The organism is Polaribacter sp. AHE13PA (assembly GCF_019278505.1).
Lineage (GTDB): Bacteria > Bacteroidota > Bacteroidia > Flavobacteriales > Flavobacteriaceae > Polaribacter.
Genome location: NZ_CP058985.1, coordinates 1,688,040 through 1,702,855, shown reverse-complemented (window position 1 = coordinate 1,702,855; position 14,816 = coordinate 1,688,040). Strand labels below are relative to the sequence as shown.

Sequence of the window (14,816 nt, the reverse complement as noted above, 5' to 3'; positions counted from 1 at the left end):
TTTTATATGAAATCTCATCAAAATTTACCCTATTTTCAAATACCAGAACCTTCACCAGAATTTACTGCCGGTTCAACAACTAGTAGAATGATAGATGGTTTGGGGTTCAGATATTATTGGGCAACAGATGGTTTAGTAGAAAAAGATTTAACTTTTAAGCCAAATGTAGAAGCAAGAACAACAGAAGAAACGGTAGATCATATTTATAATTTATCAATAAGAATTTTATATGCTACTTTAAAAAAGGTAAATGGAGGTGAGCAACCTGAGCTTACTTTTGTAGAAAAAAGGAAAAAAACACTAGAAAATTTATTGCAAGCAAGTACAATTCTTAGGGAAAGTAAAGATGTTTCTGATTATAAAATTTTATTTCCAGATAAAGAGTTTTCTTTTTGGTGTGTAATAAATGGACCAATTGCAGATGCAATTTGGCATGTTGGACAAATAGTTTCGTTTAGGCGCTCTACTGGAAACCCTTTTTCAAACAGGGTAAGTGTATTAACAGGAAAACAACAAGATTAATTTTTTATTTAAGAATGACAAATCAACAAAAAATAGTAGCACTTCGTGATGAATTAAATACACATAATTTCAATTATTATGGGTTAGATAACGCATCAATTTCAGATTACGAGTTCGATATAAAATTAAAAGAGTTAGAAAAGTTAGAAGCGGAAAACCCTGAGTTTTTTGATCCAAATTCTCCAACGCAAAGAGTAGGAGGTACGGTAACAAAAAACTTTAATACGGTTATTCATAAAAATAGAATGTATTCTTTAAGCAACTCCTACTCTAAAGAAGATTTATTAGATTGGGAAGAAAGGGTGCAAAAAGTTTTGGGTACAACAGAGGTAGAATATACCTGTGAACTAAAATTCGACGGAGCTTCTATCAATTTAACGTATGAAAATGGTCAGTTTGTTAAAGCAGTAACGCGTGGCGATGGTTTTCAGGGAGATGAAGTAACACCGAATATAAAAACAATTCGTTCTATTCCTTTAAGTATCAAAGAAGACTTCGTTTCCAATTTTGAAATGCGAGGAGAAATCATTTTGCCTATTGAAGGTTTTAATAAAATGAATGAAGAACGTGTAGAAAACGGAGAAGAAGAATATAGAAATCCAAGAAATACCGCAAGCGGAAGCTTAAAATTACAAGACAGTACAGAAGTTGCAAGAAGACCTTTAGATTGTTTATTGTATCAAGTAGTAACGGAAGAGCGTAAATATAAAACTCATTTTGAGAGTTTAGAAAACGCTAGAAAAGTAGGTTTTAAAGTTCCAGAAACCATCACTTTGGTCAAATCGATTGATGAAGTTTTCGATTTCATCACAAATTGGGATACAAAACGACACAGTTTACCTTATGAAACTGACGGAATTGTTGTTAAAGTAAATAATTTATATCAACAAGAAGAATTAGGGTACACAGCAAAAGCACCAAGATGGGCAATTGCGTATAAGTTTAAAGCCGAACAAGTTTCAACAGTTTTAAAAGAAATTACGTATCAGGTTGGTAGAACGGGAGCAATAACTCCGGTCGCAAATTTAGAACCTGTGCAATTAGCTGGTACAACAGTAAAAAGAGCTTCATTACACAATGCCGATCAAATTTCAAAATTAGATATTAGAGTCGGAGATACTGTTTTTGTGGAAAAAGGAGGAGAAATTATTCCTAAGATTATTGCGGTAGATTTTACAAAACGACCACATGATTCAGAACATACAATTTACGCAACTAATTGTCCCGTATGTAACACAGAATTGATAAGAACAGAAGGAGATGCAAAGCATTATTGTCCAAACGAGTTTGGGTGTGCGCCTCAAATTACAGGAAGAATTCAGCATTTTATTTCTAGAAAAGCCATGGATATTGATGGTTTAGGAGGGGAAACGGTAGATTTATTACGCAAGGAAGGACTTGTTAAAAGTTATGCCGATTTATATGATTTAACGGTAGATCAAGTGATTCCGTTAGAAAGAATGGCAGAAAAATCTGCTCAAAATATGATTGACGGAATTATTAAATCAAAAGAAATTCCATTCGAAAAAGTATTATTTGCACTCGGAATTCGTTTTGTAGGTGAAACGGTAGCTAAAAAATTAGCAAAACATTTTAAATCGATAGATAATTTAATGTCTGCAGATTTAGAAACTTTAATAAGCGTAGACGAAATAGGAGAGAGAATAGCACAAAGCATTATTGAATTTTCTACAAACCAAGAAAATATCGATTTAATAAATCGATTAAAGGTATCCGGAGTTCAATTAGAAGTCTCTGCCGAAAGTTTAGAAAATCAAACAGATAAACTAGCAGGACAAATATTTGTAGTGTCTGGCGTTTTTTATCAAATGAGTAGAAATGAATTAAAGAAAGCAATTGAAGACAATGGCGGAAAAGTAAGTTCATCAATCTCTAAAAAAACAAATTTTATTGTTGCTGGCGATAATATGGGGCCATCAAAATTAACAAAAGCAGAGAGTTTAGGAATTGCAATAATTTCGGAACAAGATTTTATAGATAAAATTAGTTAAAAGGTAACTTTGGACTCTAATTTGCAGTAAATAATAGAAATAGTTGACTTTCATTTTCAACTGATGCTGTCTTGTAATATGATAATAAAATTGAAAAAACTTCTTTACATATATATACTACTAATTTCGGCAGTCTCTTTTTCTCAAATACAAGAAACAGATTCCTTGCCTATTAATGACGACGATTATGTTTTTGTAAAACCAGGAGATACATTAGTTGTAAATCTTAATGAGTTTTCATTATTACCAAAACACAAATTCAGTTCAAGAGAAGATATTCGTTATTATCTATGGTTTCGTAGAAAAGTATTTAGAGCCTATCCCTATGCTCAACTTGCCTCTGAAAGATTAGATTCTTTAAATGTAAGATTAGAAAAAATCGAATCTAAAAGGAAAAGAAGACAGTATACAAAAATCATTCAAAAATACATAGAAGGCGAGTTTACAGATCAAATTAAAAAGATGACTACCACAGAAGGTCGAATCCTCATCAAGTTGATCCATCGTCAAACAGGTGAAACTGCATTCGATAATATCAAGGAATTAAGAAGCGGTTGGAAAGCCTTTTGGTATAATACAACCGCTAATGTTTTTAAACTTTCATTAAAAACAGAGTACCATCCAGAAACAGAAAATGAAGATTTTCTAATAGAGGATGTATTGCAACGTGCATTTCAAGAGGGTAAGCTTAAGCCTCAACCGTCAAAACTTAATTTCGATTTCACTAAAATAATTATAGAAAGAAAATCAGAAATTAATGTAGAAGAATACAAACTGTTTTTTGCTAAAATGCGTAAAAAAGGAAAAATTAGAACTTCTAAGAATTAATATTTCCTTTTGGGTGTTCCCTTTTTTTTAATGAATACTATATAGGAGTTATTTTTATTTCATTAATACGTATCAATTTAATTCACTATTTCGAAAAAAGGTCGGGCTTTGCACTATATCTTTTTGTATGCTTATTTCTGCTATCGCAGAAATAAGCATATAAAAAGGATGCCGTTTCAATCCCTAACACAACAAATTTGCAGAATGAAGTTCCTTTTGAGGGGTTCCTCTTTATATAAGTACTGGCTTAATACGCAAGAAACATTATAGATTACTTTTGTAATATTTAAGCAGAACTATTACCAAGACCTCACAGTTTTTAAAACCTGTGAGGTCTATTAGTTTTAATGAACTGACAATAAGTGTTTTCTTTTTAGGAGCTGTTAGTTTTCATATAGGTTATATATTAGTATCATCAAATTCACCTTATTCGATACTATTTACCCAAACAAAAGCCCATATTATTCAGGTTTTCTGAATTACTTTGTGAGAATTCTCATTTCAAATATCTCCAGAGTTGTCAACCGAAGTACTTTTTTACAAAAAGAATCATACCAAGAACAGATTTAGCATCTAAAAAAGTGTTTTCTTCAACTAATAAAACAGATTTCAACCACATTATTTCATAGAACAACGCACATTTCAACAAATCTCAAACAATAAAAAGGTCTATTTTTACTAAAATAACCTTCCAACGATCTTATGTTTTCTTTGTTAAAAACAAGCATCCACTTCCAAAACCACCCCAGAACCTAAAACCTTTAAAATACCCTCAAAAAAACTTTCTTCATAAACAGTTAAAAACAAGTGTCTTAAAACGCATTGTAAAATTAAATTAAAATAAAGGTAAAAAAATAGTTGTTAGATTAAAAATGAGTTGTAAGTTTGCACCCGCTAACAGTAATATCACACAGTTAGCAACGTTCATTGAGGAGTTGTAAGTAGGGTGAGGATTAGTAGTTTATCTAAATAAAGTGTCAAAATTTTATTAAAAATAAAATAACAATTTCCTTAGGTTTATAATTAAAAAGAGTTGTATGTTTGCAGTCCGAAATTTTCGGCAAAAACGTTCAAGAGTTTTTTAGTTTTAGAGCAAACACAAAAAAAAATAAAAAAAAAGTTTAATTTTTTATTGTCAGATTAGAAATAGTTTGTATGTTTGCAGCCGCTAAGAAATACAGCGAAAACGATCAGAGAAAATTTGGAATGACTCTTAAAAGAGTCAGTTAGTTCGAGTCTAACATTTCTACAAAGTTTTATTTAGGGAGTAGCTTTTAAGTTGCTTTTTAAGATTAAAACAAAGTTCATTGAAAATATTGAAATTGACAGCGTAATTAAAGAGTAGAATAACCATGTTTAGATTTATTTAAACAAATTCTTTTGAAACTTATTCATTAAAATATTTAAAATATACAATGAAGAGTTTGATCCTGGCTCAGGATGAACGCTAGCGGCAGGCTTAACACATGCAAGTCGAGGGGTAACATTGTGCTTGCACAGATGACGACCGGCGCACGGGTGCGTAACGCGTATAGAACCTACCTTTTACTGGAGAATAGCCTTTAGAAATGAAGATTAATGCTCCATGGTATTGAGTTTTGGCATCAAGACTTAATTAAAGATTTATTGGTAAAAGATGGCTATGCGTCCTATTAGTTAGATGGTAAGGTAACGGCTTACCATGACTTTGATAGGTAGGGGTCCTGAGAGGGAGATCCCCCACACTGGTACTGAGACACGGACCAGACTCCTACGGGAGGCAGCAGTGAGGAATATTGGGCAATGGAGGCAACTCTGACCCAGCCATGCCGCGTGAAGGATGACTGCCCTATGGGTTGTAAACTTCTTTTATACAGGAAGAAACACTGGTATGTATACCAGCTTGACGGTACTGTAAGAATAAGGACCGGCTAACTCCGTGCCAGCAGCCGCGGTAATACGGAGGGTCCGAGCGTTATCCGGAATCATTGGGTTTAAAGGGTCCGCAGGCGGTCGATTAAGTCAGAGGTGAAATCCCATAGCTCAACTATGGAACTGCCTTTGATACTGGTTGACTTGAGTCATATGGAAGTAGATAGAATGTGTAGTGTAGCGGTGAAATGCATAGATATTACACAGAATACCGATTGCGAAGGCAGTCTACTACGTATGTACTGACGCTGAGGGACGAAAGCGTGGGGAGCGAACAGGATTAGATACCCTGGTAGTCCACGCCGTAAACGATGGATACTAGTTGTTGGGCATTAGCTCAGTGACTAAGCGAAAGTGATAAGTATCCCACCTGGGGAGTACGGTCGCAAGACTGAAACTCAAAGGAATTGACGGGGGCCCGCACAAGCGGTGGAGCATGTGGTTTAATTCGATGATACGCGAGGAACCTTACCAGGGCTTAAATGTAGTCTGACAGCTTTAGAGATAGAGTTTTCTTCGGACAGATTACAAGGTGCTGCATGGTTGTCGTCAGCTCGTGCCGTGAGGTGTCAGGTTAAGTCCTATAACGAGCGCAACCCCTGTCGTTAGTTGCCATCAAGTAAAGTTGGGGACTCTAACGAGACTGCCTACGCAAGTAGTGAGGAAGGTGGGGATGACGTCAAATCATCACGGCCCTTACGTCCTGGGCCACACACGTGCTACAATGGTATGGACAATGAGCAGCCATCTGGCAACAGAGAGCGAATCTATAAACCATATCACAGTTCGGATCGGAGTCTGCAACTCGACTCCGTGAAGCTGGAATCGCTAGTAATCGGATATCAGCCATGATCCGGTGAATACGTTCCCGGGCCTTGTACACACCGCCCGTCAAGCCATGGAAGCTGGGAGTGCCTGAAGTCGGTCACCGCAAGGAGCCGCCTAGGGTAAAACTGGTAACTAGGGCTAAGTCGTAACAAGGTAGCCGTACCGGAAGGTGCGGCTGGAACACCTCCTTTCTAGAGAAAGATGGTGAGTTACAAAAAAAGGTCATTTTTACTCTTTGCTGTTAATTTTATAATATAAGTATTTTAAGCTATTATAGTCTCGTAGCTCAGCTGGTTAGAGCGCTACACTGATAATGTAGAGGTCGGCAGTTCGAGTCTGCCCGGGACTACAAATAACTAAATACTAAGGAAATTCTGGAAGTAAGAGGATTCTACATTCATAATTTAGGATTTATTCTGAATTTCATAATGGGGGATTAGCTCAGCTGGCTAGAGCGCTTGCCTTGCACGCAAGAGGTCATCGGTTCGACTCCGATATTCTCCACAACGGTCAATTTCAAGTAAATAGACCACAAGTTCATTGACATATTGGTAAAATGATATCGTAAGAATCAAATAGATAGAGAACGATTAGAGCAATCTAATCAAAAATTTTTTTATAAAAATATAAAAGAGTTCATTATAGTATGGAAACATACTGTAGCAAAAAGTACAATAAGTTAAGTAAGGGCGTATGGCGGATGCCTAGGCTCTCAGAGACGACGAAGGACGTGATAAGCTGCGAAAAGCTACGGGGAGGGGCACATACCTTTTGATCCGTAGATATCCGAATGGGGCAACCCGGCATGTTGAAGACATGTCACCTAGCAATAGGGGTAAACCCGGTGAACTGAAACATCTAAGTAACCGGAGGAAGAGAAAACAATAGTGATTCCGTTAGTAGTGGCGAGCGAACGCGGATTAGCCCAAACCTATTTTGTTACGGCAAAATAGGGGTTGTAGGGCCACGATATTCGAAGATAAGTGAATTAGAACAGTTTGGAAAGACTGACCATAGAGGGTGATAGTCCCGTAAAAGTAAGCAAATTTAAGATAGTGGTACCCTGAGTAGTGCGGGACACGAGTAATCCTGTATGAATCCACCGGGACCATCCGGTAAGGCTAAATACTCCTGAGAGACCGATAGTGAACTAGTACCGTGAGGGAAAGGTGAAAAGAACCCTAAGTAAGGGAGTGAAATAGAACCTGAAACCGTACGCCTACAAGCGGTCGGAGCATCATTTATGGTGTGACGGCGTGCCTTTTGCATAATGAGCCTACGAGTTACTGTTTCTAGCAAGGTTAATTGATTAAGTCAAGGAGCCGTAGCGAAAGCGAGTCTGAATAGGGCGCTTTAGTTAGTAGTAGTAGACGCGAAACCGAGTGATCTACCCATGGGCAGGTTGAAGCTGTGGTAACACACAGTGGAGGACCGAACCAGTTGACGTTGAAAAGTCTTTGGATGACCTGTGGGTAGGGGTGAAAGGCCAATCAAACTCGGAAATAGCTCGTACTCCCCGAAATGCATTTAGGTGCAGCGTTGAGTAAAAGTTTTATAGAGGTAGAGCTACTGATTGGATGCGGGGGCTTCACCGCCTACCAATTCCTGACAAACTCCGAATGCTATAAAATGTTTCTCAGCAGTGAGGGCATGGGTGCTAAGGTCCATGTCCGAGAGGGAAAGAACCCAGACCATCAGCTAAGGTCCCCAAATATATGTTAAGTTGAAAAAACGAGGTGAAATTGCTTAGACAGCTAGGATGTTGGCTTGGAAGCAGCCATTCATTTAAAGAGTGCGTAACAGCTCACTAGTCGAGCGATTTCGCATGGATAATAATCGGGCATAAACATATTACCGAAGCTATGGATTAACGTTGAAAGACACGTTAGTGGTAGGGGAGCATTGTAATCAGCGTAGAAGGTGTACTGTGAGGTATGCTGGAGTGTTTACAAAAGAAAATGTAGGCATAAGTAACGATAATGGGGGCGAGAAACCCCCACACCGAAAGACTAAGGTTTCCTCAGCGATGCTAATCAGCTGAGGGTTAGTCGGGTCCTAAGGCGAATCCGAAGGGAGTAGTCGATGGATAACAGGTTAATATTCCTGTACTTCTTATAATTGCGATGGGGTGACGGAGTAATGAAAGCACCGCGAACTGACGGAATAGTTCGTTGAAACATGTAGCTATTGGCACTGTAGGTAAATCCGCAGAGTTAGGTGAAATGTGATAGTACCAAGCGTCTTCGGACAATTGGATAGTGTGCCTAAGGGCTTCCAAGAAAAACCTCTAAGCTTCAGATTATAAGAACCCGTACCGTAAACCGACACAGGTAGTTGGGATGAGAATTCTAAGGTGCTCGAGAGATTCATGGCTAAGGAACTAGGCAAAATAGACCCGTAACTTCGGGAGAAGGGTCGCCCATCTTCGGATGGGCCGCAGTGAAAAGGTCCAGGCGACTGTTTATCAAAAACACAGGGCTTTGCTAAATTGAAAGATGATGTATAAGGCCTGACACCTGCCCGGTGCTGGAAGGTTAAGTGGAGGGTTTAGCTTCGGCGAAGATCTGAAATGAAGCCCCAGTAAACGGCGGCCGTAACTATAACGGTCCTAAGGTAGCGAAATTCCTTGTCGGGTAAGTTCCGACCTGCACGAATGGTGCAACGATCTGGACACTGTCTCAGCCATGAGCTCGGTGAAATTGTAGTATCGGTGAAGATGCCGATTACCCGCAGCGGGACGAAAAGACCCCGTGAACCTTTACTATAGCTTAGTATTGGCTTTGGATAAGTAATGTGTAGGATAGGTGGGAGACATTGAAGCGGCGTCGCTAGGCGTTGTGGAGTCGTCCTTGAAATACCACCCTTTGCTTATCTAGAGTCTAACTCAGAGATGAGGACAGTGCTTGGTGGGTAGTTTGACTGGGGTGGTCGCCTCCAAAAGAGTAACGGAGGCTTCTAAAGGTACCCTCAGTACGCTTGGTAACCGTACGTAGAGTGCAATGGCATAAGGGTGCTTGACTGAGAGACATACAGGTCGATCAGGTTGGAAACAAGAGCATAGTGATCCGGTGGTTCCGCATGGAAGGGCCATCGCTCAAAGGATAAAAGGTACTCCGGGGATAACAGGCTGATCTCCCCCAAGAGCTCATATCGACGGGGGGGTTTGGCACCTCGATGTCGGCTCGTCACATCCTGGGGCTGGAGAAGGTCCCAAGGGTTGGGCTGTTCGCCCATTAAAGTGGCACGCGAGCTGGGTTCAGAACGTCGTGAGACAGTTCGGTCTCTATCTGCTGTGGGCGTTAGAAATTTGCGTGGATCTGACTCTAGTACGAGAGGACCGAGTTGGACTGACCTCTAGTGTACCTGTTGTTTCGCCAGAAGCATAGCAGGGTAGCTACGTCGGGAAGGGATAAGCGCTGAAAGCATATAAGCGCGAAACCCACCACAAGATGAGATTTCTTTAAAGGGTCGTTGGAGATTACAACGTTGATAGGTCATAGGTGTAAAGGCAGTAATGTCATAGCCAAGTGATACTAATAACCCATAGACTTATGTACGCTTCCCGCCGAAAGGCGGGAGCAGAACCTCTTTATTTATTAGACGATTTAGATATTATTTTACCATATGTTAACTTATACAGTTAAATTCATTTAGCTGAAAATTTTAGGGTGGTTATAGCATTGGGGCTCACCTCTTCCCATCTCGAACAGAGAAGTTAAGCCCAATCGCGCCGATGGTACTGCATTTATGTGGGAGAGTAGGTCGCCGCCTTTCTTTAATCTTGAATATTCAAGATCCTAAACCTCAATTCTTATGAATTGAGGTTTTTTTTTGTCCTAAACTGAAAACATAACCTTTTTTGTAATCTATGAATTACATAAAATCATCTAACTTATCATTTGATGGTAGGAAAATCTCATACGCTTGATCATACACTACTTTATATTGTTAGGTGTTTTCTTACAAAAGGGGAAATGACACACTGGGTGTAAATATGTTAATCCGTGTCTGTACGCGTTACAAACGAGCACTAGCCTCGGAAATACTTATTGTTATTTTATTAATCTGAATTTACTTCAATTTCTTTGTTGCATTAAGTCTATGCAATTTGAGATGCTCAATCAAGTTCAGCATGACCAATTTTTATTCTTTCTTGATAATTTTTTTATGAATTTCTATGGTTTATTCTGTTAATATGTGACAATAATGTTACAAACGAGCACAACCCATACTTTAGTCTTTGTTGTTTTATGTCAATCTTAGTTTTTAAAATTATTATGATAGTTATAGTAAGTTCGTTTATATTCTAAAACAAGTTGAGGGTGACTAAGTTTAGTTTTCTATGTATCCTTTTGTTCTGATTTAGTTTTGTCTAATTCCGAGTAAATGAGATAAAGGTTAAAATTAAACCATGTAAGTGCTTGTTCTAATACTTTTATGGAATATTCTTTTGCGTGAAGAATAGTAACAAAAAGCAGACAGTGAGGTACGAATGAAGAATTGTAGTGGATTGCCAGACCATTTCTACCTATGGTTATAAATGATATATTTTTAAAAACTTGTACGCCTTAATTATTACATTTAATTGGATGCTTAAAGTTTAGTGTGTAGGCAGTTTTATACTTTTAGTCTTATGTTAGGGATATTTGTTATTTAAATAATTTAATGTCAAAAAAAATGAGCGTATAGTTATATAATTAACTTACGCCCATTTTTATTTTTTTATAAAACTATTCTCTATAAATTTTATCAAATAATTCTTTATAGATTTCTTTGATGATTGCACGCTTCATTTTCATTGTTGGAGTTAGATGTCCATCTTCAATTGACCATACCTCTGGTGTTAGTTCAAAACGTTTTATTTGTTCCCATTTACCAAAGTTTAAGTTACATTTATCTACTTCTTTCTGAATACGTTCAATTACAATATCCGAACTAGCTATTTCTTTGTTTGATAAACCAATGTTTAAATTTTTATGCTTAATCCATTCTTTGATAAAGTCGAAGTTTGGTTGTATAAAAGCTGCCGGCATTTTTTCTCCCTCTCCTATAACCATTACCTGTTCTATAAATAAAGATTGTTTTAATTCACCCTCTAATAATGGTGGAACTACATATTTTCCTCCAGAAGTTTTAAACATTTCTTTTGTTCTACCAGTAATTTTTAAAAAACCTTCGCTATCTAGTTCTCCTTTATCACCAGTGTAAAAATATCCTCCTTTTAATACGTTTTCAGTTCTTTCTGCATCTTTATAGTAACCCAACATTACATTTGGTCCTTTTACTAAAATTTCACCAGTCTCTGCAATCTTCACTTCTACATTATCTATTACTTTACCAACTGTACCAACTTTAAAGCCTTTATTTCTTTGGTCATTTACTGAGATTACAGGTGATGTTTCTGTTAAACCATAACCTTCCATTATTGGCATGCCTGCTGCTGCAAATACTCTTGTTAATCTTGGTTGAAGTGCCGCACTACCAGAAACCATGATTTTTAATTCTCCTCCTAATGCTGCTTGCCATTTGGAGAAAATTAATTTTCTAGCTAATTTTAACTGAGTTTCATACCACCAACCATTTACACCATATGGTTCATATTTTAAACCTAAATTTACTGCCCAAAAGAACAATCCTTTTTTTACGCCGGTTAATGCTTCTCCTTTCAAAATTATTTTGTCGTAAATTTTTTCATATAAACGAGGTACCGCAGTCATTACATTGGGTTTTATTTCTTGTGCATTTTCAGATAATTTTTCAATTGATTCTGCAAAATAAATAGAAACTCCACAATATTGATATAGGTACAAAATCATGCGTTCAAAAATATGACAAATAGGTAAAAAACTTAAACCAATAGATTTTCCATAATCAAAAGGAACACGTTTTTCTGAACTTAAAACATCACTAACTATATTTCTATGAGATAGCATTACACCTTTAGGTTTACCTGTTGTACCAGACGTATAAATTAAAGTAGCTAAATCGTCTGTGTTTACATTGTTTTTTCTTTCTTCAACAAGATTTTGAGAGCTAGTATCTTTACCAGATTCTAATATTTCATTCCAGCTTTTTTCACCTAATATATCATCAAAAGTATAAATAGCTTTTAAACTTGTTTTACTTTTTATCTTATTAATCTTTGTTAGAACTTCTATATCTGATACAAAACAGTAAATAGATTCTGAATGATTTAACACATATTCATAATCTTCTTCTGAGATAGTTGGATAAATCGGTACATTTTGGGCACCAGTTTGTAATATTCCAATATCGCATATGTTCCACTCTGTTCTATTCGTAGATGAAATTACGGCTATTTTGTCGTTTGGTTTTACACCTAAGTTTATTAATCCTCTACTAATTTGGTTTGCTTGATCAATATATTGTTGTGTTGTAATAGATTGCCAATTATCACCGACTTTAGAATTAAATGCTTTTTCTAAATTATAGGTTTCTAATTGGTAATAAGGAAAATCGAATAATCTTGTAACTTCTACTGCCATATAATCATATTATAATTGAAGTAGGCAAATTAGGTATTTTAGATTGAATTAACAAATACTTATTATAAGAGTTTATTATTAAGAATAATTTAATTTTGATGGTACTATATATCTAAAATACTAAATAATAGATTGTTTGTTTATGAGTATTGTATTCTACTTATTATGGTTTATATATTCTTCAGGGGGAATCTATCCTGGTAATATTGATAATATTTTATTGTATAAAAAAAAGCTAGCTTTTATAAAAAAAAAGCTAGCTGAATACGGTTTTGGTTAGCCCCCTAATTCCAACCTCTTCCATTATGGGTGCAATTTATAATTTATTGTAGAAATTAAAGCAGGTATAAATACCTATTTTGTGTTTTATAATGATTTATTGATGTTTTTACCCTTTATTTAGGTGTATTTCGAATCTATTTCATAGCCAAATTTCATATTTTTTATGTTGAAACTACTAGATAATTTCATGTATTTAAATTTTGATATGTCGTCAAAGACAGAATTATTAAAACTGATATTATTAAAATTTATATATTTAAAGGTGCTATTACTTTTAAAAGTACTTGCTGATAAGTCTGTTTATTTTCATAGTTCTAATTTCACCAACTAGTTTTTTGTTAGAGTTTTTTAAGTCTTGTTTTACAATTAAGTAATCTTATTTAAAATAATTTTTAAAAGAGCTTGATGTAAATAATTTAAAATCTTTATCAAATTGAGATTCATTATAATAATTATACATATAAAATAAGTCTTTCAAATCTATCTGATCTTTTTCATATTTTATCATTAAGTTAAAAAAACATTTTATTTTAATATATTTTCCAGGTATTTTGCCTACATTTTTTTTAAGCTAAATTCTTTCTAATTATTTTTTGACTAATAAGTATAAATTTGAACTAAATTTTTAATGACTGGTTTCTGTTATTCTATGGAGAATCACATTTATATATTAAGGTGTTATTACTCTCTTTTAAGTTTGTTTTAGAATTAATTTAAAGCTTTTAGTATGTTTTTAGCTACTTTTAGTTAGATGTATTCTTACATTTTCAAAAAAAGAATAAATATTTTATTCGCTTTTAAATGCCTAAATAAATTATTTGAAATTTTTATTATAATGCTTTTTAAATAAGAAAGCTTACACAAGTAATTTAAGTATTTTTGCACCTTATAAATTTAATACATTTTATGATTAAAAAGCACGTAAAACAGCTTTCATTCAGTTTAATATTATTAAGCCATTTAGGTTTTTTAGCAGCAATATTATATGAAAAACAACAGAACATTTATGTTTCTGTATTTGTTGTTTTGGTCATTGTATTACTTTTAATTAGATATAAAAAAACATCATTAAAAGCTAAAAATCATGATTTAGAACATGTGTTAACTGTTGCATTTGTTTTTTTTGGAGCAATTATTACATATGTTTTAAGTGTTTCATTTAAATTAAGCAGTGTTTTAGCAGCAAGTTTAGTAGGTTTGGTTGTTAGCTTTGTTCCTTCATTTTTTAAAAAGAATAATTTTATTAAAGGGATGCCTACTGCTGTTTATTGCGGAGCTTTTGTTGGAATGACAAATGTTGATATTGCACCAGATTATATATTTATAGCACTAGCAAGTGTTATAACTGGTTTTTTGTTAGTTGGTACAAAAGATGCTTTTCATGGTTTTGGAGGTAAATTAGGAACTTTAGCTTTTGGAGGTGTAACCCTTGCTTTCTTTATCACTTTTATAATTTCTAGATGGCTATAGATAACCTTATATTGTTAATAGTAGGAGGACTTTCTTCTGTAGTTACATTCCTTTTACAAGTAAAATTTAAACAAGGTCCGGTTAGGTCATCTTCTTTAGTTGGTGTTTTAGTAGGAGTGTTTGTTTTAGTGTTTCCTAATTTATTGTCAGCTTACTTAACCGAAAATTTGCCCCTAGTTTGTTTTGGAGCTTCTTTTATAGGTATGGTATCCTCTAAAATTATGTCAGATTATTTGTTAATAGGTTTCTCAGGAGTCGTTTTTACACTTATATATTTTAATACAAGTAACTTTTTTAATGGCTTTGGTGGTGGTTTGGGCTCTGCAGCTTGTATTGCTCTATTAGTTACTTTAAGTATTCCTGTATTAAAGAAAAAAAGAAAATTAAGCAACGGATTTTTGTTGTTAAGAAGGCAAATGCGCTCTAGAATGAAAAAGAAAAACTACAAATAGATTCC

General features: G+C 35.2%; 6 protein-coding genes, 2 tRNA genes and 3 rRNA genes. 10 read left to right on the top strand and 1 reads right to left on the bottom strand.

What is annotated here, in order from left to right; genetic code table 11:
- Positions 1-6: 6 nt before the first annotated feature.
- The 8 genes from H0I28_RS07335 (at position 7) to rrf (ending at position 9,875) form a co-directional block, all read left to right on the top strand.
- Positions 7-522: a hypothetical protein gene (locus H0I28_RS07335; RefSeq protein WP_218730888.1), complete on the top strand. Its 516-nt coding sequence runs from the start codon at positions 7-9 to the stop codon at positions 520-522.
- A 14-nt stretch (positions 523-536) separates the two neighbouring features.
- The gene (gene ligA, locus H0I28_RS07330) at positions 537-2,534 is read left to right on the top strand and encodes an NAD-dependent DNA ligase LigA (RefSeq protein ID WP_218761207.1); all 1,998 of its coding nucleotides are present in this window, start codon (positions 537-539) and stop codon (positions 2,532-2,534) included.
- Between the two features lie 90 nt (positions 2,535-2,624).
- Positions 2,625-3,362, top strand: a complete 738-nt coding sequence (locus H0I28_RS07325) for a DUF4294 domain-containing protein (RefSeq protein ID WP_254712856.1) — start codon at positions 2,625-2,627, stop codon at positions 3,360-3,362.
- Between the two features lie 1,412 nt (positions 3,363-4,774).
- Positions 4,775-6,292 (top strand): 16S ribosomal RNA (locus tag H0I28_RS07320).
- An 84-nt stretch (positions 6,293-6,376) separates the two neighbouring features.
- A tRNA-Ile gene (locus H0I28_RS07315) sits at positions 6,377-6,450 on the top strand.
- Between the two features lie 81 nt (positions 6,451-6,531).
- Positions 6,532-6,605, top strand: a tRNA-Ala gene (locus H0I28_RS07310).
- Between the two features lie 168 nt (positions 6,606-6,773).
- Positions 6,774-9,658, top strand: a 23S ribosomal RNA gene (locus H0I28_RS07305).
- 107 nt (positions 9,659-9,765) lie between these two features.
- Positions 9,766-9,875, top strand: a 5S ribosomal RNA gene (gene rrf, locus H0I28_RS07300).
- The 16S, 23S and 5S rRNA genes sit together here with 2 tRNA genes alongside, the layout of an rRNA operon.
- A gap of 956 nt (positions 9,876-10,831) precedes the next feature.
- On the opposite strand, the gene H0I28_RS07295 is transcribed toward rrf, so the two are convergent.
- Positions 10,832-12,607 (bottom strand): long-chain fatty acid--CoA ligase, encoded by a 1,776-nt coding sequence (locus H0I28_RS07295; protein ID WP_218761205.1) that lies wholly within the window; start codon positions 12,605-12,607, stop codon positions 10,832-10,834.
- A gap of 1,188 nt (positions 12,608-13,795) precedes the next feature.
- Here H0I28_RS07295 and H0I28_RS07290 point away from each other — a divergent pair.
- Together H0I28_RS07290 and H0I28_RS07285 are read left to right on the top strand one after the other, a co-directional pair.
- Positions 13,796-14,359, top strand: coding sequence for a hypothetical protein (locus H0I28_RS07290; RefSeq protein ID WP_218761204.1), 564 nt, complete (start codon positions 13,796-13,798; stop codon positions 14,357-14,359).
- Positions 14,350-14,811 (top strand): hypothetical protein, encoded by a 462-nt coding sequence (locus H0I28_RS07285; protein ID WP_218730882.1) that lies wholly within the window; start codon positions 14,350-14,352, stop codon positions 14,809-14,811. Before H0I28_RS07290 ends, H0I28_RS07285 begins: the two co-directional genes overlap by 10 nt.
- The last annotated feature ends 5 nt before the right edge of the window (positions 14,812-14,816 follow it).

What these genes read in the sequence shown, in the direction of transcription:
- H0I28_RS07335 (WP_218730888.1), top strand. Translation starts at nt 7, where the DNA reads ATGAAATCTCATCAAAATTTACCCTATTTTCAAATACCAGAACCTTCA.
- ligA (WP_218761207.1), top strand. Translation starts at nt 537, where the DNA reads ATGACAAATCAACAAAAAATAGTAGCACTTCGTGATGAATTAAATACA.
- H0I28_RS07295 (WP_218761205.1), bottom strand. Translation starts at nt 12,607, where the DNA reads ATGGCAGTAGAAGTTACAAGATTATTCGATTTTCCTTATTACCAATTA.
- H0I28_RS07290 (WP_218761204.1), top strand. Translation starts at nt 13,796, where the DNA reads ATGATTAAAAAGCACGTAAAACAGCTTTCATTCAGTTTAATATTATTA.
- H0I28_RS07285 (WP_218730882.1), top strand. Translation starts at nt 14,350, where the DNA reads ATGGCTATAGATAACCTTATATTGTTAATAGTAGGAGGACTTTCTTCT.